The 22,841-nt window shown below is 66.4% G+C and carries 25 protein-coding genes; 8 read left to right on the forward strand and 17 right to left on the reverse strand.

The window, feature by feature from the left end; translation table 11 throughout:
- Window positions 1-114: 114 nt before the first annotated feature.
- Window positions 115-1,212, forward strand: coding sequence for a LacI family DNA-binding transcriptional regulator (locus Q8S30_RS03260; protein ID WP_305664605.1), 1,098 nt, complete (start codon window positions 115-117; stop codon window positions 1,210-1,212).
- A gap of 344 nt (window positions 1,213-1,556) precedes the next feature.
- Window positions 1,557-1,859 (forward strand): SH3 domain-containing protein, encoded by a 303-nt coding sequence (locus Q8S30_RS03265; RefSeq protein ID WP_305664606.1) that lies wholly within the window; start codon window positions 1,557-1,559, stop codon window positions 1,857-1,859.
- Window positions 1,860-1,904: 45 nt separating this feature from the next.
- Here the strand turns inward: Q8S30_RS03265 and Q8S30_RS03270 are convergent, their stop codons facing one another.
- From Q8S30_RS03270 to Q8S30_RS03300, 7 genes are all read right to left on the reverse strand, one after another.
- Window positions 1,905-3,152 (reverse strand): cytosine deaminase, encoded by a 1,248-nt coding sequence (locus tag Q8S30_RS03270; RefSeq protein WP_305664607.1) that lies wholly within the window; start codon window positions 3,150-3,152, stop codon window positions 1,905-1,907.
- Complete coding sequence (locus Q8S30_RS03275) at window positions 3,149-4,006, reverse strand: polysaccharide deacetylase (RefSeq protein WP_305664608.1); 858 nt, start codon at window positions 4,004-4,006, stop codon at window positions 3,149-3,151. The genes Q8S30_RS03270 and Q8S30_RS03275 overlap by 4 nt, the downstream gene beginning before the upstream one ends.
- Before the next feature lie 3 nt (window positions 4,007-4,009).
- The gene (locus tag Q8S30_RS03280) at window positions 4,010-5,071 is read right to left on the reverse strand and encodes an ABC transporter ATP-binding protein (RefSeq protein ID WP_305664609.1); all 1,062 of its coding nucleotides are present in this window, start codon (window positions 5,069-5,071) and stop codon (window positions 4,010-4,012) included.
- Window positions 5,064-5,849: an ABC transporter permease gene (locus Q8S30_RS03285; RefSeq protein ID WP_305664610.1), complete on the reverse strand. Its 786-nt coding sequence runs from the start codon at window positions 5,847-5,849 to the stop codon at window positions 5,064-5,066. Before Q8S30_RS03285 ends, Q8S30_RS03280 begins: the two co-directional genes overlap by 8 nt.
- Window positions 5,846-6,688, reverse strand: a complete 843-nt coding sequence (locus Q8S30_RS03290) for an ABC transporter permease (RefSeq protein ID WP_305664611.1) — start codon at window positions 6,686-6,688, stop codon at window positions 5,846-5,848. Before Q8S30_RS03290 ends, Q8S30_RS03285 begins: the two co-directional genes overlap by 4 nt.
- 54 nt (window positions 6,689-6,742) lie before the next feature.
- Complete coding sequence (locus Q8S30_RS03295) at window positions 6,743-7,870, reverse strand: spermidine/putrescine ABC transporter substrate-binding protein (protein ID WP_305664612.1); 1,128 nt, start codon at window positions 7,868-7,870, stop codon at window positions 6,743-6,745.
- A gap of 116 nt (window positions 7,871-7,986) precedes the next feature.
- Window positions 7,987-8,877 (reverse strand): LysR family transcriptional regulator, encoded by an 891-nt coding sequence (locus Q8S30_RS03300; protein WP_305664613.1) that lies wholly within the window; start codon window positions 8,875-8,877, stop codon window positions 7,987-7,989.
- A 96-nt stretch (window positions 8,878-8,973) separates the two neighbouring features.
- Between Q8S30_RS03300 and Q8S30_RS03305 the strand changes: the two genes are divergently transcribed.
- The gene (locus Q8S30_RS03305; RefSeq protein ID WP_305664614.1) at window positions 8,974-9,723 is read left to right on the forward strand and encodes a BtpA/SgcQ family protein; all 750 of its coding nucleotides are present in this window, start codon (window positions 8,974-8,976) and stop codon (window positions 9,721-9,723) included.
- The gene (locus Q8S30_RS03310) at window positions 9,720-10,367 is read left to right on the forward strand and encodes an adenine phosphoribosyltransferase (protein WP_305664615.1); all 648 of its coding nucleotides are present in this window, start codon (window positions 9,720-9,722) and stop codon (window positions 10,365-10,367) included. The genes Q8S30_RS03305 and Q8S30_RS03310 overlap by 4 nt, the downstream gene beginning before the upstream one ends.
- On the opposite strand, the gene Q8S30_RS03315 is transcribed toward Q8S30_RS03310, so the two are convergent.
- From Q8S30_RS03315 to Q8S30_RS03340, 6 genes are read right to left on the reverse strand one after another with little or no spacing between them, the layout of a single operon-like run.
- A complete protein-coding gene (locus Q8S30_RS03315) occupies window positions 10,310-11,026 on the reverse strand; it encodes a GntR family transcriptional regulator (RefSeq protein WP_305664616.1) in 717 nt (238 codons plus the stop codon). The two genes, Q8S30_RS03310 and Q8S30_RS03315, sit on opposite strands and share 58 nt — an antisense overlap.
- Complete coding sequence (locus Q8S30_RS03320; protein ID WP_371135434.1) at window positions 11,026-11,790, reverse strand: ABC transporter ATP-binding protein; 765 nt, start codon at window positions 11,788-11,790, stop codon at window positions 11,026-11,028. Before Q8S30_RS03320 ends, Q8S30_RS03315 begins: the two co-directional genes overlap by 1 nt.
- A 2-nt stretch (window positions 11,791-11,792) precedes the next feature.
- Entirely contained in the window at window positions 11,793-12,488 is a 696-nt protein-coding gene (locus Q8S30_RS03325) for an ABC transporter permease (RefSeq protein ID WP_305664618.1), read from the reverse strand.
- On the reverse strand, window positions 12,481-13,200 hold the full coding sequence (locus tag Q8S30_RS03330) for an ABC transporter permease (RefSeq protein ID WP_305664619.1): 720 nt from the start codon (window positions 13,198-13,200) through the stop codon (window positions 12,481-12,483). The genes Q8S30_RS03325 and Q8S30_RS03330 overlap by 8 nt, the downstream gene beginning before the upstream one ends.
- Before the next feature lie 8 nt (window positions 13,201-13,208).
- Entirely contained in the window at window positions 13,209-14,057 is an 849-nt protein-coding gene (locus Q8S30_RS03335) for a transporter substrate-binding domain-containing protein (protein WP_305664620.1), read from the reverse strand.
- 25 nt (window positions 14,058-14,082) lie between these two features.
- Complete coding sequence (locus Q8S30_RS03340) at window positions 14,083-15,273, reverse strand: M20 family metallopeptidase (protein ID WP_305664621.1); 1,191 nt, start codon at window positions 15,271-15,273, stop codon at window positions 14,083-14,085.
- Between the two features lie 136 nt (window positions 15,274-15,409).
- Between Q8S30_RS03340 and Q8S30_RS03345 the strand changes: the two genes are divergently transcribed.
- Both Q8S30_RS03345 and Q8S30_RS03350 read left to right on the forward strand, forming a co-directional pair.
- Window positions 15,410-16,540, forward strand: coding sequence for a PLP-dependent aspartate aminotransferase family protein (locus tag Q8S30_RS03345; protein ID WP_305664622.1), 1,131 nt, complete (start codon window positions 15,410-15,412; stop codon window positions 16,538-16,540).
- On the forward strand, window positions 16,537-17,418 hold the full coding sequence (locus tag Q8S30_RS03350; RefSeq protein WP_305664623.1) for a homocysteine S-methyltransferase family protein: 882 nt from the start codon (window positions 16,537-16,539) through the stop codon (window positions 17,416-17,418). Before Q8S30_RS03345 ends, Q8S30_RS03350 begins: the two co-directional genes overlap by 4 nt.
- 66 nt (window positions 17,419-17,484) lie before the next feature.
- Here the strand turns inward: Q8S30_RS03350 and Q8S30_RS03355 are convergent, their stop codons facing one another.
- Together Q8S30_RS03355 and Q8S30_RS03360 are read right to left on the reverse strand one after the other, a co-directional pair.
- Complete coding sequence (locus Q8S30_RS03355) at window positions 17,485-17,769, reverse strand: SCP2 sterol-binding domain-containing protein (protein ID WP_305664624.1); 285 nt, start codon at window positions 17,767-17,769, stop codon at window positions 17,485-17,487.
- A gap of 139 nt (window positions 17,770-17,908) precedes the next feature.
- The gene (locus Q8S30_RS03360) at window positions 17,909-19,135 is read right to left on the reverse strand and encodes an argininosuccinate synthase (RefSeq protein ID WP_305664755.1); all 1,227 of its coding nucleotides are present in this window, start codon (window positions 19,133-19,135) and stop codon (window positions 17,909-17,911) included.
- A 155-nt stretch (window positions 19,136-19,290) separates the two neighbouring features.
- On the opposite strand from Q8S30_RS03360, the gene ilvA reads away from it, so the two are divergent.
- Window positions 19,291-20,538, forward strand: coding sequence for a threonine ammonia-lyase IlvA (ilvA, locus tag Q8S30_RS03365; protein ID WP_305664625.1), 1,248 nt, complete (start codon window positions 19,291-19,293; stop codon window positions 20,536-20,538).
- On the opposite strand, the gene Q8S30_RS03370 is transcribed toward ilvA, so the two are convergent.
- Entirely contained in the window at window positions 20,535-20,888 is a 354-nt protein-coding gene (locus Q8S30_RS03370; protein WP_305664626.1) for an Hpt domain-containing protein, read from the reverse strand. The two genes, ilvA and Q8S30_RS03370, sit on opposite strands and share 4 nt — an antisense overlap.
- 162 nt (window positions 20,889-21,050) lie before the next feature.
- On the opposite strand from Q8S30_RS03370, the gene Q8S30_RS03375 reads away from it, so the two are divergent.
- A complete protein-coding gene (locus Q8S30_RS03375; RefSeq protein ID WP_371135429.1) occupies window positions 21,051-22,334 on the forward strand; it encodes a PP2C family protein-serine/threonine phosphatase in 1,284 nt (427 codons plus the stop codon).
- Here the strand turns inward: Q8S30_RS03375 and Q8S30_RS03380 are convergent.
- Complete coding sequence (locus tag Q8S30_RS03380) at window positions 22,331-22,777, reverse strand: NUDIX hydrolase (protein ID WP_305664627.1); 447 nt, start codon at window positions 22,775-22,777, stop codon at window positions 22,331-22,333. The two genes, Q8S30_RS03375 and Q8S30_RS03380, sit on opposite strands and share 4 nt — an antisense overlap.
- Between the last annotated feature and the right edge of the window lie 64 nt (window positions 22,778-22,841).

The raw sequence follows: 22,841 nt of genomic DNA on the forward strand, positions 1-22,841 counted from the left end.
TACATGAGGCACGCACCTCAGCGCAAGCAAATTGTGAGGTACGCACCTCATTCACATTGCGCCCACCTTCTGAAACGTGAAACACTGGGGCCCCAAGACCCAGGAGATAGAGGCATGCGCCCCACGACCAAGGATCTCGCGAAAGCTGCCGGGGTCAGCCTTGCAACGGTCGACCGCGTCCTGAACAACCGGCCCGGCGTGCGCAGGGAAACCGTGGACTCGGTCACTGAAGCGATCGAGAGGATCGGCTTCGTGCGCAACCAGTCTGCGGCCAACCTGGCGCGCGGACGCAGCTATCGCTTCGAGTTCCTGTTGCCGAAGGCTGGAGACGATTTCATGGCTGCGGTAATCGACCGGATCCGGGAATCGAGCGAGGCTTTCCGGCTCGACTCGATCGAGGTGTCGTTCCGCTGCGCTCTGCCGAACGATCCCCACAAGGCTGCAGAGCTGCTTGCCCGGATCTCGCCCGAACGGATCGACGGCGTCGCGATAATGGCACCGGAAAGCCCGCAGGTGCGCGATGCGACGACACGTCTGATCGAGCGCGGGGTCCGGGCGGTGCAATTTATCTCGGGTCAGCACGACCTGCGCCCGATCGACTTCGTCGGGGTGGACAATGATGCGGCAGGCGCAACCGCCGCGCGTCTCCTCGGCCGCTTTCTCAGCCCGCGAACCGGCAAGATCCTCGTCGTGTCCGAAACGATGAACTCCCTGGACAGCGTCGAGCGGCGTCTGGGTTTTGACCGCGTCCTGACAACCGACTTTCCCGGCCTGATCCCGCTGCCCTCGCTCGAGACGTTCGGGGATGCGCAGCGGACCCGGACCGTCGTCCGGACGTCCTATGCCAACCATCCCGACATCGTCGGGGCCTATGTGCTGGGATCGGAAGCGCGCCTCTCTCTTGAAGCGATCCGCGAGTTCGGTGATCCGGACAATGAGGTCATCATTGCCCATGAACGGACACGCTACACCGAGGAAATGCTGCGCAAACGGATCCTTGATGCCGTCATCGCGCAGAACCCCGGTCACCTCGTCCGCAGCGCGATCAGGTTGCTGAAGGCGCGCTGCGACGGGCGCGAGCCGCTCGCCTCCCAGGAGCAGATCCGCATCGAAGTGCTGATCGAAGACAATCTCGAGGCCCGCTGCCCGGATCTTCCCGGCCGCTCAGCTGGTCCAACGGAACGGCATCGCGCAGATCTCCGGGCGCCGTGAACGCGGGCTTCGTCCGGTCACCGGCAGCCGCTTGAGCAAGACTCCCCTACGACGCTCGGCTTGGACACCTCGCCCCGGGCGGGTGGCCCTTTTCATCAGCACTTTTGCGCGCGCACTGGTCGGCCAGCTGGACGACATCGGCCCAGAGGCCGAACCGCGCCGTACGCGCTGAAGCGCCTTGCAGGTCCAGTACCTTCGAAATCGTCAGTCTCATAGCACCATTCCGGCCGCCTGCATTTGCTGATCGGGCGAAATCAGCAGTTACGTTGGAGGGGTAGCAGAGCGCTGTTCCTTCCGCGCCTCGCGGGCTAAACCTGTCTGCGGAGAGCACAAAGGAGACAGCGATGCGCAGAACCCTCTTTCGCTCGGTGGTGGCGGGCGCATTGGCAGCCGTGCTTGGCGCCGCGCCGGCAGCTGCTGGCTGGCGCGACCGCTATGAGGTTCATGGCGTCGAGGATGATGACATGCTGAAGATGCGCGCGGGTCCCGGAACGGGCTATGTCGTGATCGCCGGCCTTCCGAACGGCACGGTCCTGCGTGTCCACAGTTGCCAGCAGACCGGCGGCACCCGCTGGTGCAACGTCTCCCTGGAGCGGGCTCGTACGCTCAAGGGCTATGTCTCATGGGCCTATTTGCGCAAGATGTGACCCTGCGGCGATCCGCCCCGGATCGGTTAGGGGCCGACGGAGGCCTTATGGTCCGCCGAAGGGTCGCACGGTTGTCTGCATCGGCTCGCTTTGCGCCACGACCGTCCCGTCCGAGATGACGGCAAGCCGCGCGGGGCGCAGGCGCAGGGCCTCGATGGGATCGGCGCAGTCCAGCACTACAAGGCTGCCACGCGCGCCGGGGTGCAGGCCAAACTCCAACCCCAGGATCCGGGCCGGGGCGGCGGTGACCATGTCGAAACAGCTGCGCATGGCAGTGGGAGAAGTCATCAGCCCCACATGCAGGCCCATATGCGCCACGTCCAGCATGTCGCCCGATCCCAGCGGATACCACGGGTCCTTCACGCAATCCTGCCCGAAGGCAACGGTCACGCCAGCTGCCAGCAGCTCCGGCACCCGCGTCATGCCCCGCCGCTTGGGATAGGTGTCGGATCGGCCCTGCAGGGTGATGTTGATCAGTGGGTTCGGGATCGCCGCCACCCCGGCCTCGGCGATCAGCGGGATCAGCTTGGAGACGTAGTAATTGTCCATCGAATGCATCGAGGTGAGGTGAGAGCCCGCCACCCGGCCCTGCAGCCCATGCGCCAGTGTTTCCGCCGCCAGCGTCTCGATATGGCGCGACAGGGGATCGTCGCTTTCGTCGCAATGTAGGTCGACCATCAGCCCGCGCTCGGCCGCCAGCCGGCAGGCGGCGCGCACCGCCTCGGCCCCGTCCGCCATCGTGCGTTCGAAATGCGGGATGCCGCCCACGACATCGACGCCGGCATCCAGCGCGCGGATCACCTGCGCGCTGCCGCCGGGCGCGCGGAACCAGCCATCCTGCGGGAAGGCCACCAGCTGCAGGTCCATCATGCCCTTGATGCGATCCCGTACCTCCAGCAGGGCCTCTACCGTGTGAAAGGCGGGGTCGGTCACATCGACATGGCTGCGGATCGCCAGCACGCCGCGGCCCATCGCCTCGCGGCAGTACTTCAGCGCGCGGGCGATGATGTCTTCGCGGGTCTGGATCCGCTTCAGCTCGCCCCAGAGGGCAATGCCTTCCAGCAAGGTGCCCGATGCGTTGACGCGGGGGCGGCCGTAGCTGAGGGCGGAATCCATGTGGAAATGCGCGTCAATGAAGGGCGGGCTGACCAGCTTGCCCGCCGCGTCGATCACCGTTCCGGCCTCGGCGGTGATCCCGGGCTCCACGGCAGAGATCCGGCCCTTTGCTATGGCGATATCCGCCTGCCGCCCATCCGCCAGCACTCCACCGCGGACGATCAGGTCAAAGCTCATGTCTGACGCTCCGTATAGGTCGGGAAGGGCAGCGTGCGCAGGCGGCCTTCGCGGCGCAGGGCCTCGGCATGATCCGCAATCTCGCCAAGCGTGGCGAACCACGCGCCAGAGGTCAGCGCGGATTCCAGCCAGCGTTCCACCACTTGCCAGCGCGCCCGCCGCCCGGTCAGGAACGGATGCCAGACCGCGTGCCATAGGCCCCCATCCTTCTTGGCCGCCTCGAACTCCTCGAAGAACGGCGCCAGCCCCTCGGTCGGGCCGCGCACCGGCATCATGTAGCCGATCTCGGCGTAATGGGCGAAGGGCGGCCAGTCGTCGATGCCCCAATGCGTCGGCACCTCGATCAGGGTGCGCCCGCCCAGATCCAGCGCGTAGGGATCATCATCGGCCATCATCGAGCTGTCATAGGCAAAGCCGCGATCGGCAATCAGCGCCGGGGTGTCATTGGTTAGCAGATAGACCGGCGCCCGGTAGCCGCGCGGGCGGTATCCGGAAAAGGCGGCCATCGCGTCCAGCGCGCGGTCAAGGTCTTCGCCCTGTTCCGCCAGCGTGCGCGCCGAGGGGTTCTCGTGGATCCAGCCGTGGCAGCCGATCTCATGCCCGCCCTCCAGGATCGCCTCGACCGCGCGGGGATAGGTCTTCACGCACCAGCCGGGGATGAAGAAGGTCTGCCGCATCTCCAGCCGGCGGTAGGTCTCCAGAATCCGCGGGATGCCGACGGTGGGGCCATACTGGCCCATGCTGATCACATAGGGGCGCTGCCAGCCATCGGGTTCGGCGGCATGGATCAGGCTGTCGGCATCCATGTCGAAGGTGATTGCCGCCGCGAAGGGCGCGTTGTTGGGCCAGTCCATCCGTCAGCCTCCCATCACATGCACGCGGGCCGGATCCCAGGACAGCCAGAAGGCCGCGCCGGGTTCGGGCTGCAAGTCTGCCAGTTGCTCTTCGGTCACCTGCGCCTTGAACTCGCTGCCATCGGCAGCTTCGAAATAGCAGATGATGCCGGTCCCGGCGAATTCTTCGGAGAGGAACGCCACCTTGACCGCGGGGCCGGCCTCCGGCGGGGCGCGCAGTACGGTCACGGTGTCCGCCGCCACCACGATCTCGGCCGAGCCATCGGGGGCCGCGATGGGGAATGCTCCATGCTCGGAGCTGAGGATTCCCCCGGCAACCACGCCCGCGATGATGTTGTTGCGCCCGACGAATTCCGCCACGAAGCGGGACCGGGGGGTGCGGAAAATCTCGCGCGGGGCACCGATCTGCTCGATCTCGCCATGGCCCATGATGACCACGCGGTCGGCCATCGCGAAGGCTTCGGAGTGGGAGTGGGTGACGTAGACGAAGGTGATCCCAAGCTCGCGTTGCAGTTTGGTCAGCACGCCCTGCATCCGGATCACCAGATGCGCATCCAGCGCCGAAAGCGGCTCATCCAGCAGCAGCATCTCTGGCTCGGTGACCAGCGAGCGGGCCAGCGCAACCCGTTGCCGTTGCCCGCCCGACAGCTGGTCGATGCGGCGCGCCTCGAACCCCTGCAGGCCCATCCGCTCCAGCCACATCATCGCGCGGCTGCGGCGTTCACCCGCGGCCACTCCGCGCATCCGCAGGCCGAATTCCACATTCTCGACCACGCTGAGGAACGGGAACAGCGCCAGCGATTGCCAGACCAGCGGCGTATCGCGCTGATGGGCGGGCACGTCGTTCATCAGCTTGCCGCCGATGGTGATGCTGCCAGCGGTCGGCGTCTCCAGCCCCGCCAGCATCCGCAAAGTGGTGGTCTTGCCGCAACCCGAAGGCCCCATCAGCGCGACGAACTCGCCCCGGCCGATATCAAGGTCCAGCGATTTGACGGCAATGGCGGAGCCATACAGCTTGCGCACCCCGCGGAACTGCACAAGCGGGGTTGGGGTAGGGTCAGTCATGGCGCCTCCGCCGGAAGATCATCAGTTGCGCCAGAACCACCAGCGTCATCGAGGTCAGGAACACCACGCTGCCGATGGCATTGATCTGCGGGTCGACATTGCCCTGCAGGATTTCCAGGATCATCACCGGCACGGTCCGGTTCAGGCCCGACACGAACCACGCGACGATGAATTCATCGAAGCTGACCGCCGCCGTCAGGCACAGCGACGAGACGATGGCAGGCGCGCAGAACGGCAGGATCACATGGCGCATCGCGCCCCATTGCCCGGCACCAAGGTTCCAGGCCGCAGCCTCCAGCGTCGTATCCATCTGCGACAGGCGCAGCCGGCAGATTGCCATGGCAAAGGGCGTGGCCAGAACGGTATGGGCGATGATGATGCCCCGCAGCGTGCCTGATAGCCCAAGCTGCGACAGCCAGGCCAGCATCGCCAGCCCCATGATCACCAGCGGCATGGTGGGCGGCAGCAGCGCCAGCGCCAGATAGGCCTGCTTGAACCGAAAGCCATAGCGGAAATCGGTATAGGCGGTGGCAAAGCCGATGAAGGTGGCCAGCACCGAGGTGACGGCTGCGACCAGCAGGGAGTTGGCAATCGCCTCCCACAGCTCGGGCCGCGAAAAGGCGCGGGCGTACCAATCGGTCGTGAAGCTCCCCAGCGGCAGCGTCGGGAAACGGTCGGAGTTGAAGGAGAACACCACGCTGGCCGCGATGGGGGCGAAGACAAAGACGAAGAGCGCGACCAGATAGATGGCGCCCAGAAGATCCCCCGCCCGCCTCATCCGCGCCGCCCGTAAGCAAGGCGCAGCGCGGCGGCGGCAGTGGCGAAGAGCGTGACGATCATCATCACCGAAACGACGGCAGCCCGCGGCCATTGTTGGCCCGATTTCGTGGTGTCGATGATCAGGATCGACAGGGTCGGCGGCTTCGATCCGCCAAGGTAGGCCGGGCTGACGAAATCGCCGAAGCTCATGATGAAGGCGAAGACGGCGCCCAGCAACAGCCCCGTCCGCGCGGCAGGCAGGATGACGCGCAGCAGCGTTTTCACCGGGGTCGCGCCAAGGTTCCACGCCGCCTCGATCAGCGCGCGGTCGATGGCGGCAAGGCTCCATGTCTGGAAGATCACCACCAGCGGCAGGACAAGCGTCAGATAGCCGACCATCGTGCCGAAGCTGGAGTTGAGCATGGTGAACGGCCCCAGACCCACCCCGCCAAGCACCGCGTTGACCGGGCCGCTTTCGGCAAGGATCACCTGCCAGGCATAGGCCCGCACCAGGAACGAGGTGAAGAACGGCACGATCAGGCACAGCAGCACGAAGCGCCGTCCAGCCTCGCCCATGCGGAAGGCCAGCACATAGGACGCCGGGAACGCCACCACCGAGGCGATGAGCCCCGCCAGTGCCGCGCGCCAGAGCGTGACCCAATAGGCATCCCAGAATACCGCCCGCCCCAGCATCCGCTGCCAGTTGGTCCAGACGAAGGCCGGTTCCATCCGGTAGTTCTGCACCAGCCAGAAGGTCATTGCCGCCATGAAGCACAGCGGCACGACGAAGAACGCCCCCTGCCACAGCAGAAGGGGCAAGCGCCATGTCAGGCGGTAGAGGCCGGAACGGTCGATCATGCATTCGCTTTCTGGGAAACGAGCCGGCGCGCGTGTCGCCGGCCCCGTCGGACCTTAGGCCGATTTGTAATCCGACCAGAAGTCGTTCCAGTCTTCCAGCGTCTGCTGCTTGGGCGTGTCGCGGTAGAAGATGCGCCCCTCGCGGAACAGCTTGATCGGGTCGTTGTCATCGCCCTCGATCAGGCCGGACCGCTTTGCCTCGTCCGGGTTCGCCTCCTGAATGGCCTTCCAGCCGGATTTCGTGGGCGACAGGCCCGGATAGGCCGCCATCTGGATGGATTTGACCTGACCCTTCGGCCCCAGCATGTAGTTGATGAACTTGTTGATGATCTCGGTCTTCGAGGTGCCCTTGCCGATGGAATAGCTCTCGGTCCACTGGATGCCGCCCTCTTCGGGGATCACGCTGTCGACCTTTGCGCCATCCTTGCGCAGCACGCCGGTGATCCAGTCGCCGATGCCGACCATCGCCAACATCTCGCCGTTCTTCAGGCTGGAGAACGTGCCGCCATAGTCGAAATACCCGCCGACCTGCGGCTTGAGGCTGAGGGTCTTTTCCTGCACCGCCTCCCATGCCGCCTCGTCGATGTCGAAGGGCGTGGGGGACTTGTTGCCGTTCAGCAGCGAGATCTGACCAAGGCTGGGCAGATGCCAGTCGAAATGCCCGACCTTGCCGGTCAGCTTGGGGTTCCAATAGGCATTGTAGCTCATGGCTTCGGCGCGGGTCAGCGCGTCGGTGTTGTAGGACACGCCCAGAAGGCCGTAGCGCACCATCACCGACCACAGGGTATCATCGGTCCAGTGGCCGGGGAATTTCTGGAACTCGGGGAAGAAGTCGTCGAACGGATAGAGCGAGGGGTCCATTTCCTCGATATACCCGGCGGCGTTCAGCTGCTGCACGAACTCGGCATCCGACAGGATCAGGTCATAGGTGCCGGGTGGGGATTGCGAGATCAGCGCCAGCATGTTGTCGCCGCCGGCATAGTATTTCGGCACGAACTTGACGTTATTCTCGGCCTCGAATTCGCCCACCATGTCTGGCTCGGCATGGCCATACCATGCCAGCATGGTGATCTCGGTGGGGCTTTGCGCCCAGGCCCGGTTCAGCATCGGGGCAGAAAGGGCGACGGCCCCGGCGCCGCGCAGCAGCGTGCGGCGGGTCAGCGAAAGTCGGCTCTGTGTCATGTGAGAAGATCCCCGTTGTGATGGCCGTGGTCTGATTCGCCGTGGCCTTGGGGAAGATTAGGGGCGGCTATCTGCGTTATGGAAATTTGGTCTGCGTATGTCATCATAAGCGGCGCTTATGCACCGGCATCGCCCCCGGCCGCCTGCCCGGCAAGGGTGATATGCTGCATCAGCCATTGCGCAAGGCCATGCCCCGCCTTCGACAGGCGGGCGTGTTTGTAGAAGAGGCCAATGCGCAGCGGGGCCAGCGGGGGGAAGCCTTCATCCGCGCGCCCGATCCGCATTCCGGGCACCAGCGTGGCGGGCGTCAGCGCGCTGACGCCGATGCCGGCGCAGATGGCCGCCTGAATGCCGGCCACATCCGTCGCCACCATCATCGTGGTCCAGCTTTTGCGCGCGCCGCGCAGTGCGGCCACCATCCGTTCAGCGTATTCGCAAGGATCGGGGTGGCGCACGATGGGCAGCGCGGTGCGCGGCTCCCACCGAAAGCCCTCGGCCACGGCCCAGAGGGGAGTGATGCTGGCGGAGTTGACCAGGAACGCCTCATCTTGCGTCGGCGCGATGCCGGCCACCAGTTCCAGCCGGTCCGCCGCAAGCTCGGTGCGCAGGTTGCGCGACAGAAGGCTCGTCACCTCGATCCGCACATCGGGATGGCTGGCGGCAAAGCGGGTGATGGCGTTCAGCAGGAACGAGTTGGAAAAGTCGGTCGGCAGCCCGACCCTGATCCAGCCCGACAGCGATTCATTGGCGAAATGCGCGACGATGTCATCATTCAGCCGCAGCATCTGCCGTGCATAGGGGCCAAGCGCCACGCCTGAATCCGTCAGCCGCATCTGCCGGCCTTCGGTCTTCAGCAGGTTGGTGCGCAGCAGCTCTTCCAGCCGCCGGATCTGCAGGCTGATCGCCGGTTGCGTGCGCCCCAAGGCCGCCGCTGCCCGGGTATAGCTGCCAAGGTCCACCACGGTCACGAAGGTGCGCAGCAGGTCTGTCGGAACGTTGATGGGCATGGCGATCCATTTCCAGCTCTTATGGGAGCATTGTAAATATAAATTTCTCCAATCCTCAATCGCTTCTTACGCTCCCTCAAGTCGAAGGAGCCTGACATGGACCGAAGCGCTTTCCACCGTCTGTTCAAATCGCCGGGTCCGGTGGTCACCCCGGTGATCCATGTGCTGGGCGCCGCACAGGCGCTGCGCAACATCTCCACGGCGGCGCGGCTGGGTGCCCCAGGCATCTTCCTGATAAACCATGACTTCCCGGTGGACCAGTTCTTGCCGATCCTGCGCGAGGTGCGGGCGGCCTGCCCCGACATCTGGCTGGGCGTGAACTTTCTGGCGCAGTCGGGGCGCAGCGCCTTCCCGGTTCTGGGCCAGCTTGCGGCAGAGGGCTTCGCCCTCGATGCCTACTGGGCCGACGATGCCGGAATGGATGAACGCCAGCCGACCCAGTCCGAGGCCGAGGCCATCGCCGCGATCCGCGATGCCAGCGGCTGGCGCGGGCTTTATTTCGGCGGCGTCTGCTTCAAGAAGCAGCGCCCTGTCGATCCGGCGCTGAATGAGCATTCCGCCCATATCGCCCGCCCGTTCATGGAGGTGGTCACTACCTCGGGCCTCGCCACCGGCCATGCGGCGGATATGGACAAGATCACCGCCTTCCGCCGCGGGCTCGGGCCTGCGCCGCTGGCGGTGGCCTCGGGCATCACCCCCGACAATGCCGCCAGCTACGCCGCCGATGTCGACTGCTTCCTGGTGGCGACCGGCATCAACCATCCTGGCGATTTCTACACCATAGACCCGGCGCGCCTTGCCGCGCTGCTTGACCTGTCCCGCGATTTCGGAGCACCCCGCCCATGACCGACCCCAAAGGCCCCCGCGACGACCGCTGGTATCTGCCGCTGATGTCCCCCAACACCAAGGGCCCCAAATTTGCCTGGCTGGACCCGACGTCGATCTACATCAATGCCGCCGCGTTCGAGGATCTGCTGGATGACCTGATCGCGGACCTGAAGGGCGTCGATTTCGACGTGGTCGGCGGATGCGACGCGATGGGCTTTGTCCTTGGCGCCGGCATCGCCGCACGCACGGGCCGCGGCTTCCTGCCGGTGCGCAAGGCGGGCAAGCTCTGCGTCGATACTGACCGCGTCAGCTTTACCAACTATTCCGGGCGCACGCAGGACATGGAGATGCGCCTGCCGGCCTTCGCGCCCGGAACGCGGGTGCTGCTGGCGGATCAGTGGATCCAGACCGGCGGCACGATGGAGGCGGCCATTGCCCTGGTCGAGCGCCAGAACGGCGTCGTCGCGGGCCTTGTCAGCATCGCGATGGAAACCTGCCCCGCGACGCAGGGATTCCTTGCGCGGTTCCCCGTGGTCACCGCCGTTGTGCCGGGCAGTCATTGGCAGCGGGACTGCGATGCGCAGGTGCTTGCCAGCTTCGGGACCTATGACCCCGCGCTGACCTTCCCCACTGCGGGCCGGACCACGCCGCTCATGGCCTGACGCCGCGCAAGCTCCTCTGCGCCGGCGATGTCGAGGTGGATGGACGTGTCGATATGCGCCCGCACGGCACGTTCCGCCTCGTCCGGCCCGGCCGCGGTCAGCGCCCGGTACAGGTCCTCATGCTCGGCCACCAGCGGGTTGCGCAGCGGCCAGTGCCGTTCCGACCAGCGATAGAGCCACTCGACCTTGCCCGCCAGGGACCGGTGCCGCCGGATCAGGTGGCCGTGGCCGGTCTGGGTGACGAAACTGGCGTGAAAGCCGAGGTCGGCGGCGACGCGCGCATCCGTGTCATTGCCATCGGCAAGGTGCAGTGCCTCGAAGGCCGCATCGACCAGGTTGGTGCCAAGCGCCGCGCGCCGTTGGGCCAAAATCCGGGCGGCGAGGCCTTCGAAGGCGGCGCGCAGGGTGTAGATTTCCCAGATGTTCTGCGCATCGAGCGGGGCGACGCGCCAATTCGAATAGGGCGTGCGCATCACCAGCTCTTCGCCCTCGGCCATGAACAGCGCGGCGCGCACGGTGCTGCGGCCCACACCGATGGCCTCGCTCAGCGCAATCTCGGTCAGCACCGATCCCGGAGCGAACTCTCCCAGGATGATCGCGCGGCGCAGCCAGTCCGTCGCATCATCCTGAAGGCTCTTCCGCTCCAGTTTCTGCCGCATCACCTGTTCCTTTGAAAATGGCCCGACACGAAGGCGCGGCAACGGTCGGAAACCGGGTTGCCGAACACCTGATCCGGGTGACCATCTTCCTCGATCAGCCCCTGATGCAAGAAGACCGTACGCGACGAGACTTCGCGCGCAAAGCCCATCTCATGCGTGACGATCAGCATGGTGCGGCCTTCCTCGGCCAGGCTGCGGATGACCTTCAGCACCTCGCCCACCAGTTCGGGGTCGAGCGCGCTTGTCGGCTCGTCGAACAGCAGGGCGCGGGGGTGCTGCGCCAGCGCCCGCGCGATGGCGACGCGCTGTTGCTGGCCGCCCGACAGGTGGACGGGCCAGGCATCGCGCTTGTCCGACAGGCCAACCTTGTCCAGCAGTGCCTCGGCCTCCTCAACGCACTCGGCGCGGGGGCGGCCCTGCACGTGGATCGGTGCCTCGATGACGTTTTCCAGCACGGTGCGATGGGGCCAGAGGTTGAAGCCTTGGAAGACGAACCCCAGCTCGCTGCGGATTGTGCGCGCCGTCACCTTGTCGCGCCGCGACAGGATCCCGCCGCGGGGTTCGATGACATGCTCGCCGACTGCGACGATGCCGCTGTCTGGCACCTCCAGCATCGGGATGCAGCGCAGGAAGGTCGACTTGCCGGAGCCCGAGGCACCGATCAGCGAGATCACGTCGCCATCTTGTGCCTTCAGGTCGATGCCGCGCAGCACGGCATTCGCCCCAAAGCTCTTGTGCAGGCCGGTCACGGCGATGGCGGGGATGCTCATGCAGACACTCCAAACTTGTACGGAGAGAGGCGCCGTTCCAGCCAGCCCGCGCCCCGTGTCACCAGCAGCGACAGGGCAAGGTAGATGACGGCGGCGCAGAGGAATATCTCGACCGCGCGATAGGTGGCCGAAACCTCGGCCCGTGCGAGGCCGGTGACATCCAGCAGCGTGATCGTGCTGACAAGCGCGGTGGCTTTCAGCATCGAGATGATCTCGTTGCTGTAGGCAGGCAACGCCTGCCGCATCGCCAGCGGCAACACGATGCGGCGCATGACCATGATCCGGCTCATGCCCGACACGCGCCCGGCCTCGACCGCACCCTGCGGCACGGCGCGCAGGCCCCCGCGCAGGATCTCGGAGGTATAGGCGGCATCGTTCAGCGCCAGCGCCAGCAGGCCGCACCAATAGGGCTCGCGCAGGAAGGGCCACAGGAAACTGCTGCGCACGGCGTCAAAGCTGGCGAGGCCATAGTAGATCATGAAGATCTGGATCAGCAGCGGCGTACCGCGGAACACGAAGACGTAAGTCGCGGCGATGGTATTGCCGAGGCGGCTCGCGCGCATCAGGTTCAGCAGCAGCGCCAGCATCCCTCCGCCCAGAAGCGACAGCGCGGTCAGGTTCAGCGTCAGCGGCAGGCCGGTCAGCAGCTTGAGGAAGATCCCCGACAGGAATTCGGTATCCATGTCAGGCATGTCCCTGCTGATGGCCGCGCAGCGAGCGCCGCTCGGCAATGCGGAAGACGATGTCCGACAGGCTGGTGATGATCAGGAAGATCACCGCGCCGGCGAGGTAGAACATGAAATGCTCTTGGGTGGAGCCTGCGGCGATGGAGACCTGGCGCATCGTTTCGACCAGCCCGGTGACCGAGATCAGCGCCGTCTCCTTGATGACGGATTGCCACTGGTTCCCCATTGCCGGAATGGCGGTGGTCAGGGCCTGCGGCGCGATCACCCGGCGGAACAGCGTCAGGCGGCCCATGCCGACCACGCGCCCCGCCTCGATGGTGCCGGTGGGAACCGCGTAGTAGGCGCCCCGCAGCACCTCGGATTGCGCGGCGCCGGAGATCAGGCCGATGGCCAGCACCCCCGCGACAAAGCCGCTGATATCGAAGGGCCCCTCGAACCCAAGCGCGGTGCCGACGGCCGCCACCACCTGACGCCCGCCAAAGTAGAAGAGGTAGATCACCAGAAGGTCAGGCACGCCGCGCAGCACGACGGTATAGCCGATGGCCAGCCGCTGAACCCAGCGGCTGCCGGCGATCCGGGCCCAGGCACAGAGCGTGCCCAGGACCAGACCCAGCATAAAGGCGCAGATGGACACGACCAGCGTCATGCCGCCGGCCCGGATCAGGACCATGCCCCAGCCTTCCGGGCCGAAGCCGAGCAATGCCCAGTCGAAATCCACCTGAGGCCTCAGAGCTTCGGGGTGACGTCGATGCCGAACCACTTGGCCGACAGGTCCGACAGGCTGCCGTCATCCGACATCGCCTTCAGCCCCTCGTTGAACATCGCGGCAAGGTCGCTGCCCTTGGCGATGGCGATGGCCGCGCCATTGCCCATCAGCCCGCCGCCGAAGGTCGGGCCGCTGATTGCAACCTTGCCCTCGTTCTTCTTGAGGAAGGCCGACAGGTTGGTGACCGAGGCCATGACCGCATCCGCCCGCCCGTTGAGCAGATCCTGATAGGCCTCGGGCCCCGTCTGATAGGCGCGCACCGTCACGCCCTGCGGCGCAAGATAGGTGTCAAGGAATCCCGACTGGATGGTCGAGACCTGCACCGCGACGGTCTTGCCTTTCAGCGCTGCGGCAACGGCGTCGATGGCGGGTTTTGCACCGGCCTCATCCGCAAGGTCCACCTTGATCCCGGTCTCGGGCAGGGTCAGGCCGGTTTCATTGACCGTCACGAAGGCCGATCCGCCGGTGGTGTAGGGCAGCGAGAAGTCGATCACCTCCTGCCGCGCCGGTGTGACGGAAATGGCATCGACCACGGCGTCATACTTGCCGTCGATCAGGCCCTGGATCATGCCGTCCCAGGCCTGGGCGATCAGCTCGAATTCAAAGCCCTGACGTTCCGACAGCGCCTGCACCAGCTCCGGCTCGAACCCGGTGATCGCGCCCGAAGGGGCGGTCTGGTTGAACGGAGGGAACGCGCCCTCCGTGGCGAAGCGGATGGTGCGGGCCTGCGCGCGCAGCAGGCCGGGGGCGGCCAGCAGGCCGGTGCCGGCGGCGAGGGTCGAGACGAAGGTTCTTCTGGTGACGGTCATGGGAGGGGCCTCTGGGTCAGGATGATCAGGACAGGAGTTCGACGGCCATTCGGGTCAGGGCCACCGCGCTTTGCGCGATGCAGGCCTCATCCGGCTGATAGTCGGAGTTGTGGACGCGGTCGTCGCGCCCCGGCTGGCCAGAGCCGACATGGATCTGGATCGAGGGCATCCGTTCCGAGAAGAACGAGAAGTCCTCGGCCCCGAAGCTGGTGCCTTGCTGCACCTCGGGTGCGGCGCCGAATTGCGCGGCCAGCACGGTTGCCGCCAGATCGACCAAGCGGTCATCGTTCAGCACCATCGGCGCGCCGCGGACATACTCGACCTCGGCCCGCAGGTTCTGCGCCATGGCGACGCCCTCGCAGATCCGGCGCAGCGATGCCTCGGCCCGGTCGCGGGATGCGGGCGTGCGGGCGCGGACGGTGCCCTCGAACATGCAGCTGTCGGGGATGATGTTCTGCGTGGCCCCGCCGGTAATATGGCCCACGGTCAGCACCGCCGACATCGCCGGGTCCATCTCGCGCGAGATCACGGTTTGCAGCTGCGCGATGACGAAGGCCGCCGCGACGATGGGGTCGGCGGCGGCATGGGGGCGCGCGGCGTGCCCCGATTTGCCATGCATCACCACGCGGAATTCGTCGCTGGAGGCTGTGCTGGCGCCGCGGTTCAGCAGCACTTGTCCTGCCGGGATTTCCGGGCGGTTGTGGAAGGCAATCGCCATGTCGGCCCCGTCGGCCGCCCCATCGGCAACCATCGCGGCGGCGCCGCTGTCTTGCGTCTCCTCGGCCGGCTGGAACACCAGCCGCACGGTGCCGCGCAGCCGCGGGGCCAGCTCCTTCAGCGCCGAGGCTGCGCCAATCAGCGCCGCCGTATGCAGGTCATGCCCGCAGGCATGCATCTTGCCGGGAATGGTCGAGGCGAAGGGCAGGCCCGTCATCTCGTGGATCGGCAGCGCATCCATATCGGCGCGGAGGATCAGGCACGGGCCGGGCGCGGCACCGGCAATCTCGGCCACCACGCCGGTCCGGCCGACGCCGGCTTTCGGCGACAGGCCCAGGGCTTCCAGCTCGCGCATGACGCTGGCGGCGGTGCGGACCGTCTCGAATCCGATCTCGGGATGGGCGTGGATGTCGCGGCGGATCTCGATGAGGCGCGCCTCGACCGACTGGATGAGGGCGGCGATTTCCGGCCCTGGATCGTTGACGAGAGTTTGCGCCATGATGCGTCCTTCGAATGTGCCTTGCAGTGACCGGCCTCTCTAGGGCACGTTGCGAGCGGCCGATGTCAAGGATCGACAATCGACAGTCAATCCTCAAGACGAGATACGACGAAATTTTGGGCGGTTGCACAAGAAGATGAAGATCGACACCCTCCTTGCCGGGCTGGACGGCGTCACCGATGGCGCAGGCGGGCTGGTCCCGCCGCTGCGGCTGTCGGTCACCCATGCCGCGCAGCCGGGCGGGCCGTCGCGTGGCTATGCCCGCTCTGGCCCAGACGGCGAGACGCTGCTGGAAACGATCCTCGCCCGGCTGGATGAGGCGGCAAGCGCTCTCGCCTTCGCCTCTGGCGCCTCGGCGGCGCAAGCAGCGCTGGCCCTTGTGCCGCCGGGGCGCGAGGTCTTGCTGGAGGCCGAGGGCTATTACGAGTTTCGCGGCATCGTGCAGCGCGCCACTGCCGCGCGCGGGCTGTCGCTGCGACTGGTCGAGATGACCGACCTTGCTGCCGTCGCCGCGCAGTTGTCATCGGGACGTGTGGGCATGGTCTGGGCAGAGTTTCCCGGCAACCCGCTGTGGCAGGTGCCGGACCTGCGCCGCCTGTCGGCCCTGTCGCACGGCGCGGGCGCGCTGCTGCTGGTCGATGCGACCGCCGCCACGCCCCACCACATCCGCCCGCTGACACTTGGGGCCGATGTGGTGCTGCATTCGGCGACCAAGTTCCTGAACGGGCATGGCGACCTGATGGCAGGAGCACTGGCCCTGGCCGATCCCGACGCGCGCGCGGCGCTGGTCCAGCACCGCACCGATACCGGCACGATCCTGGCCCCCTTCAGCGAATGGCTGCTGCTGCGCGGCCTGCGCACCTTCGTGCTGCGGATGGAGCGGGCCTCGGCCACGGCCGCGCGGCTGGCGGTCTGGTTGGCGGATCAGGGGCTGACGGTCCATTATCCCGGCCTGCCGGACCATCCGCAGCACGCCATCGCCTGCGCGCAGTACACCAATGGTTTCGGGCCGATGCTGTCCTTCCGGATGGGCACTGCCGCCCGCGCCGATGCCGTGGTGGCGGCGGTGCGCATCTTCCGCCGCGCCACCTCGCTCGGCTCGACCGAAAGCCTGATCGAGCGACGGGCGGCGACCGAGGGCCCGGGCACCCGCTGCCCGGCGGATCTGATCCGGCTCTCCATCGGGCTGGAGGCGGCGGAAGACCTGATCGGCGACCTTCAACACGCCCTCGATACCATCAACCGCACAAAGGACAACCCCACATGATCACGATCCTGGACGGCGGCATGGGCCGCGAGCTCGAGCGTAGCGGCGCCCCCTTCCGCCAACCCGAATGGTCGGCGCTGGCGCTGATGGAGGCACCCGAGACGGTGCGCGCCGCGCATGAGCGCTTCGTTGCGGCGGGGGCGACCGTCATCACCACCAACAGCTACGCGCTTGTGCCCTTCCACATCGGTCAGGCCCGGTTCGATGCCGATGCCGAGCGTCTGGCCTCGCTGGCCGGGCGGCTTGCCCGCGAGGCGGCGGATGCTGGCACCGGTGTGCAGGTGGCCGGCTCCTTGCCGCCGGTCTTCGGCTCCTACCGCCCCGACCTCTTCCGCGCAGGCGAGGCCGCAGCACTGCTGGCCCCGCTGGTCGCGGGCCTTGCGCCCCATGTCGACCTGTGGCTGGCCGAAACCCAGAGCAGCCTAGAGGAGGCCGAGGCGGCCGCCAAGGCCGTGGCCGGCACCGGCAAACCGATCTGGCTGTCCTTCACCCTGCGCGATGGCGATGAGGCGACGGACGAGCCCTGCCTGCGCTCTGGCCAGCCGGTGGCGGAGGCGGCGACATTGGCGCTGCGCGTCGGGGCCTCGGCGATGCTGTTCAACTGCTCGATGCCCGAGGTGATGCAGGGCGCGCTGGACGCCGCCCGCGCGGTGATCGGCGACCGGATCCCGCTTGGCGTCTACGCCAATGCCTTCACCTCGCAAGATGAGGATGGCGGCGCGAATGAGGTGGTCAGCGCGGTACGGGATGACCTGACGACATCAGCCTATACGGCGATGGCACAAGGCTGGGCGGCGGGGGGTGCCACGATCATCGGCGGCTGCTGCGGGATCGGGACGGAGCATATCCACGCCGTCGCGGGCGCCCTGCGACGGTAAACGGCACGCATAAATCCACGGACAAGGGCAGGGATGGTACGCATCCATGCCCTTGTCGATGCGCGTTCAGCCGATCAGCTTCGCCAGCTTCATCGCCACCGTCGGGTCGCCAGACACCTTCAGCTTGCCCGTCACCACCCCCGTCATCGGATTCAGCTTGCCGGTCAGCAGCTTCACCAGATTGTCCTCGGTGATACGGATCGTGCAATCCGCCGCCCGGTCGTCCCGGCTCGCCGTGCCATCCGCCAGCACGATCACCCCCGCCTCGCCGCAGTCGAATTTCAGCGAGCCGGAGAACGGCGTCACCGCCAGTTTCTCGCGCATCTTCTCGGTGATCCTGTCCAGTGCCATCAGCGCCCCCTTGCCATCTCAGGGCACCCTGCTGCGGGGCCAAAAGCCGGGCAAGTGTGCCGCTGCGTCACGGACCCGCATTGCATAGAAAAAGGGCGGCCCCGTGAGGAACCGCCCGTAACCCGTTGCTGCGCCTCGCTTACTTGAACCGCGCGTTCCGCGTGGCCAGCAGTTTCAGCCGCAGCGCGTTCAGGCGGATGAAGCCCGCCGCGTCCTTCTGGTCATAGGCGCCGGCGTCTTCCTCGAAGGTCACATGCGCCTCGGAATAGAGCGAATGGTCCGACCAGCGCGCCACGGTTCGGGCAAAGCCCTTGTACAGCTTCACGCGCACGGTGCCGGTCACATGCTCCTGGCTCTTGTCGATCAGCGCCTGCAGCATCTCGCGCTCGGGGCTGAACCAGAAGCCATTGTAGATCAGTTCCGCATAGCGCGGCATGATCGAGTCCTTGAGGTGCCCCGCGCCGCTGTCGAGTGTGATCTGCTCGATCCCGCGATGCGCCTCCAGCAGGATGGTGCCGCCGGGGGTCTCATAAATCCCGCGCGATTTCATCCCCACGAAGCGGTTCTCCACCAGATCCAGCCGGCCGATGCCGTGCTTGCCACCCAGCTCGTTGAGCTTCGTCAGGATCGTGGCCGGGCTCATCGCCTCGCCATTGATCGCCACGGCATCGCCCTTCTCGAAGGTGATCTCCACCATTTCGGCCTGATCGGGCGCCTGTTCGGGGCTGACGGTGCGCTGATACACATAATCCGGGGCTTCCTCGCCCGGGTTCTCCAGCACCTTGCCCTCGGAGGAGGTGTGCAGCAGGTTCGCGTCCACGCTGAACGGCGCCTCGCCGCGCTTGTCCTTGGCGATCGGGATCTGGTTGGCCTCGGCGAATTCCAGTAGCTTGGTGCGCGAGGACAGATCCCACTCGCGCCACGGCGCGATCACCCGGATCGAGGGGTCGAGCGCATAGGCCGAAAGCTCGAACCGCACCTGGTCATTGCCCTTGCCGGTGGCGCCATGAGACACCGCGTCTGCGCCCGTCTCATGCGCGATCCGCACCAGATGCTGCGAGATCAGCGGCCGCGCGATCGAGGTGCCCAGCAGATACAGCCCTTCATAGAGCGCGTTGGCGCGGAACATCGGGAACACGAAATCCCGCACAAACTCCTCGCGCACATCGACGATATGGATGTTCTCGGGCTTGATCCCCAGCATGATCGCCTTCTGGCGCGCGGGTTCCAGCTCTTCGCCCTGGCCGAGATCGGCGGTGAAAGTCACGACCTCGCAGCCGTATTCCGTCTGCAGCCATTTGAGGATGATCGAGGTATCGAGGCCGCCGGAATAGGCGAGGACGACTTTCTTGGGCGCGGACATCAGGGCGGCTCCATCGCATTGGGTCAACTGACACGCGGGCGTAGTCGGTTTTTCCCTGTGCGACAAGGCCCGCGCTTGGGCAGGGCTTCGGCAAATTGTATCGGGCGCAATGCCGGATCGGGCTTGCCAAGCCGGAACGGCAGCGGCAGGACTGGCGGATGACCGATTTTCCCCAGAACGCCCGCCTTGCCACGGCAGCCTTGCGCGACCTGTTTGACCCAACCCCCTTGCAGCGGAACGACTTCCTGTCGGCCCGCTACGGTGCCGAGATCTGGCTGAAGCGCGAGGATCTGACGCCGGTGCGCAGCTACAAGCTGCGCGGCGCCTTCACTGCGATGCGCAAGGTGCGCGATGCGCAGCCGGGGCAGGGGCATTTCGTCTGCGCCAGCGCCGGCAACCACGCGCAGGGCATGGCCTTTGCCTGCCGGCATTTCGGCGTGCAGGGCACCATCTTCATGCCGGTCACGACGCCGCAGCAGAAGATCGACAAGACCCGCGCCTTTGGCGGCGACAAGGTGCAGATCGTGCTGACGGGGGATTATTTCGACCAGACGCTCGCCTCGGCCCAGACGTTCTGTGCGCAGGCGGGGGCGCATTTCCTGGCGCCCTTCGATGATGAGGACGTGATCCTGGGCCAGGCCTCGGTCGCGGTGGAGATGATGGAGCAGCTTGGCCGCGCGCCCGATCTGGTGGTGCTGCCGGTGGGTGGCGGCGGGCTGTCGGCGGGCGTGACCAGCTACCTGCGCGAGGTGGCGCCAGAGGTGGACTATCGCTTTGTCGAGCCGCTTGGCGGCGCCAGCCTGATGGCGGCGCTGCAGGCCGGGGAGCCGGTGACGCTGAAGCGGGTGAACAGCTTCGTCGATGGCGCGGCGGTGGCCCGGATCGGTGCCCGCACCTTTGCGCGGCTGGCTTGGGCAAGCCCCGATCAGGTGCTTCTGGCGCCCGAGGACCGGATCTGCGGCACCATGCTGGAGATGCTGAATGTCGAGGGGATCGTGCTGGAACCGGCGGGCGCGCTGTCCATCGACGTGCTGCCGCTGTTGGCAGACCGGATCGCGGGCAAGACGGTGGTCTGCGTGACGTCGGGCGGCAATTTCGACTTCGAACGTCTGCCCGAGGTGAAGGAACGCGCGCAACGCTTTGCCGGGCTGAAGAAATACTTCATCCTGCGGATGCCGCAGCGCCCCGGTGCCCTGCGCGAGTTTCTGGAGATGCTAGGCCCCGATGACGACATCGCCCGCTTCGAATACCTGAAGAAATCGGCGCGCAACTTCGGCTCGGTCCTGATCGGCATCGAGACCAAGCAGGCCGACAGCTTTGGCCGGCTGACGGCCCTTCTGGATGCGGCCGGCTTCGCCTATCGGGACATTACCGATGACGAAGCCTTGGCCGAGTTCCTGATCTAGGCTGCGGCGCTGCGCCCCTCGGCGCTGCAAAACTCGCCGAGCCGCAGCATGAACTCCTGCCGCGAGGCGCCGTAGCAGGCGAGGATCGCCGCAATGTCGATCTCACCCCCGCGCCCGGCGACGGCCTTGCGCTCGCCATCTTGGCACAGCGCGCCGAAGGCGGCGAAGCCAAGGTTCCAGGCGCTGCCCTTCAGGAAATGCAGGTCATCCTCGAACTTTGCCGGGTCCGGCGCGGTGCCAAGGCGCATCACGACGCCTTCCACCTCATCAAGGAACAGATCGACGACCTCGCCAAACCCCTCCGCGCCAATTTCAGAGCACAATTCCACCACTCGATCCCAATCGATCATCCCACACCTCACCCAATGATGCCCCACACACCAAGGGCCACCATGATCCCGCGCGTTTAACGGGCGGTTAATCCGGGTCGGCATCTCCTGCACATTTGCAACTTCATCGCCCCTTAACGCCGCACAGTATTAATGGCCCGAAGCGAGGAGGAGCCACCGACCTTGAAGCTGCCCCAACAGACGCAGATCACGGAGGACGGCAGCCCCGGCTTCGGGGCGGTGCGCCGGGTGCTGGTCGTCGATGACAGCCGGATGCAGCGCCGCATCCTGTCGGCCACGCTGGCCCGCGCGGGCTATGAGGTGATCGAGGCTGCCTCGGGCGCCGAGGCGCTGGAGATTGCGGCGCGGCTGGTGCCCGACCTGATCCTGTCGGACTGGATGATGCCGGGGATGGACGGGCTTGAGTTCTGCCGGGCCTTCCGGGCGCAGATGCTGGGCCGCTATGTGTACTTCATCCTGCTGACCTCGAAGACCGAAACCAACGACGTGGCAGAGGGGTTGCAATCGGGGGCGGATGATTTCCTGACCAAGCCGGTGAATGGTCAGGAGCTGAGGGCGCGGATCGCCGCGGGCGAGCGGATCTTGCGGATGGAGCGCGAGCTGAACGAGAAGAACCGACTGGTATCCTCGACCCTCGATGCCCTGCAATCCCTCTACGACTCGCTGGACCGCGACCTGATCGAGGCGCGCAAGCTGCAGCAAAGCCTGGTGCGCGAGCGCCATCGGAGCTTTGGCAATGCCGAGGTGTCGCTGCTGCTGCGCCCCTCGGGCCATGTGGGTGGCGATCTGGTCGGGTTCTTTCCGATCAACGCGCGCCGGGTCGGGCTGTTCTCTATCGACGTGTCGGGGCATGGCGTCACCTCGGCGCTGATGACGGCGCGGCTGGCGGGGCTGCTGTCGGGTACCTCGCCGGAACAGAACATTGCGCTGGTGCTGTCGGATTTCGGCATCTACGACGCTCGCCCGCCCGCCGAGGTTGCCGCGCATCTGAACCGCGTGCTGCTGGAGGAGATGGACACTGAAACCTACTTCACCCTGCTTTATGCCGATGTGGACCTGATCTCGGGGCAGGTGGCGATGGTTCAGGCCGGGCATCCGCACCCGGCGATCCAGCGGGCCTGCGGGCGAATCGACTATCTTGGTGCAGGCGGCCTGCCGGTCGGGCTGCTGGAGGGCGCGGCCTATCAGGACTTCACCGCTACGCTGCGCCCCGGCGACCGGCTGCTTCTGGCCTCGGACGGGATCACCGAGGCGGCGGATGCCGAGGGGGTGCAACTGGGCGAGCAGGGACTGTCGCGCCTGATGACCCGCAGTGCCGGGCTTGGCGGACCAGCGTTTCTCGAGGCGCTTGTCTGGGATCTGGAGGCGTTCACGGGCGGCGCGTTCACCGATGATGTGTCGGCGGTGTTCTTCGAGTTTCACGGCGCCAAGGAGAATGTCGGCTAGCGGTGCCGGGCCATCGCCTCCATCAGGAAATGCCGGTCGCCCTCATTCCCCAGATGCGCCGCTGCATCCGCCGCGGACATCCAGACGGCGCTGTGCCCGGGTTCAGTGGGCGGCCCCAGCGGGCGCACCGGGCGCGCCAGATAGACGGTGCAGAGCTTCTCGGCCCAAAGGTCATATTCCGGCATGTAGGTGAAGCGCCGGAATGCCCCCAGCCTCCGTGCCCCCGCGATGGTCCAGCCGGTTTCCTCCATCACCTCGCGGTGCAGGGCGCGCAGGGGGTGCTCGCCCGGATCGATCCCGCCGCCGGGCAGCTGAAACTCCGGCACCGGGGCGGATTGATGGGTCAGCAGCACGTCGCCTGCCAGCGCCAGCACCGCGTAAACCCCGGGCCTCCGCGTGTAGCGCTGCCCGGCTTTCGGCGGCTCGCCCACCCGTCTGATCATTGCATACCCCTTGGTCCAAGCGTTGCCGCGCCTATATGATCGCGGTATGCCAAGGCGCAAGCGC

Origin of the sequence: Frigidibacter sp. (assembly GCF_030695035.1) — a bacterium.
In the GTDB taxonomy this organism is placed as follows: domain Bacteria; phylum Pseudomonadota; class Alphaproteobacteria; order Rhodobacterales; family Rhodobacteraceae; genus Frigidibacter.

Excerpts from the sequence above, each read along its gene's own strand:
- Q8S30_RS03335 (WP_305664620.1), bottom strand. The coding sequence starts at position 14,057 with ATGACCGTCACCAGAAGAACCTTCGTCTCGACCCTCGCCGCCGGCACC.
- Q8S30_RS03370 (WP_305664626.1), bottom strand. The coding sequence starts at position 20,888 with ATGATCGATTGGGATCGAGTGGTGGAATTGTGCTCTGAAATTGGCGCG.
- Q8S30_RS03350 (WP_305664623.1), top strand. The coding sequence starts at position 16,537 with ATGATCACGATCCTGGACGGCGGCATGGGCCGCGAGCTCGAGCGTAGC.
- Q8S30_RS03270 (WP_305664607.1), bottom strand. The coding sequence starts at position 3,152 with ATGAGCTTTGACCTGATCGTCCGCGGTGGAGTGCTGGCGGATGGGCGG.
- Q8S30_RS03355 (WP_305664624.1), bottom strand. The coding sequence starts at position 17,769 with ATGGCACTGGACAGGATCACCGAGAAGATGCGCGAGAAACTGGCGGTG.
- Q8S30_RS03280 (WP_305664609.1), bottom strand. The coding sequence starts at position 5,071 with ATGACTGACCCTACCCCAACCCCGCTTGTGCAGTTCCGCGGGGTGCGC.
- Q8S30_RS03325 (WP_305664618.1), bottom strand. The coding sequence starts at position 12,488 with ATGCCTGACATGGATACCGAATTCCTGTCGGGGATCTTCCTCAAGCTG.
- Q8S30_RS03295 (WP_305664612.1), bottom strand. The coding sequence starts at position 7,870 with ATGACACAGAGCCGACTTTCGCTGACCCGCCGCACGCTGCTGCGCGGC.
- Q8S30_RS03275 (WP_305664608.1), bottom strand. The coding sequence starts at position 4,006 with ATGGACTGGCCCAACAACGCGCCCTTCGCGGCGGCAATCACCTTCGAC.
- Q8S30_RS03290 (WP_305664611.1), bottom strand. The coding sequence starts at position 6,688 with ATGATCGACCGTTCCGGCCTCTACCGCCTGACATGGCGCTTGCCCCTT.
- Q8S30_RS03285 (WP_305664610.1), bottom strand. The coding sequence starts at position 5,849 with ATGAGGCGGGCGGGGGATCTTCTGGGCGCCATCTATCTGGTCGCGCTC.
- Q8S30_RS03300 (WP_305664613.1), bottom strand. The coding sequence starts at position 8,877 with ATGCCCATCAACGTTCCGACAGACCTGCTGCGCACCTTCGTGACCGTG.
- Q8S30_RS03345 (WP_305664622.1), top strand. The coding sequence starts at position 15,410 with ATGAAGATCGACACCCTCCTTGCCGGGCTGGACGGCGTCACCGATGGC.
- Q8S30_RS03310 (WP_305664615.1), top strand. The coding sequence starts at position 9,720 with ATGACCGACCCCAAAGGCCCCCGCGACGACCGCTGGTATCTGCCGCTG.
- Q8S30_RS03315 (WP_305664616.1), bottom strand. The coding sequence starts at position 11,026 with ATGCGGCAGAAACTGGAGCGGAAGAGCCTTCAGGATGATGCGACGGAC.
- Q8S30_RS03305 (WP_305664614.1), top strand. The coding sequence starts at position 8,974 with ATGGACCGAAGCGCTTTCCACCGTCTGTTCAAATCGCCGGGTCCGGTG.
- Q8S30_RS03265 (WP_305664606.1), top strand. The coding sequence starts at position 1,557 with ATGCGCAGAACCCTCTTTCGCTCGGTGGTGGCGGGCGCATTGGCAGCC.
- Q8S30_RS03380 (WP_305664627.1), bottom strand. The coding sequence starts at position 22,777 with ATGATCAGACGGGTGGGCGAGCCGCCGAAAGCCGGGCAGCGCTACACG.
- Q8S30_RS03260 (WP_305664605.1), top strand. The coding sequence starts at position 115 with ATGCGCCCCACGACCAAGGATCTCGCGAAAGCTGCCGGGGTCAGCCTT.
- Q8S30_RS03340 (WP_305664621.1), bottom strand. The coding sequence starts at position 15,273 with ATGGCGCAAACTCTCGTCAACGATCCAGGGCCGGAAATCGCCGCCCTC.
- ilvA (WP_305664625.1), top strand. The coding sequence starts at position 19,291 with ATGACCGATTTTCCCCAGAACGCCCGCCTTGCCACGGCAGCCTTGCGC.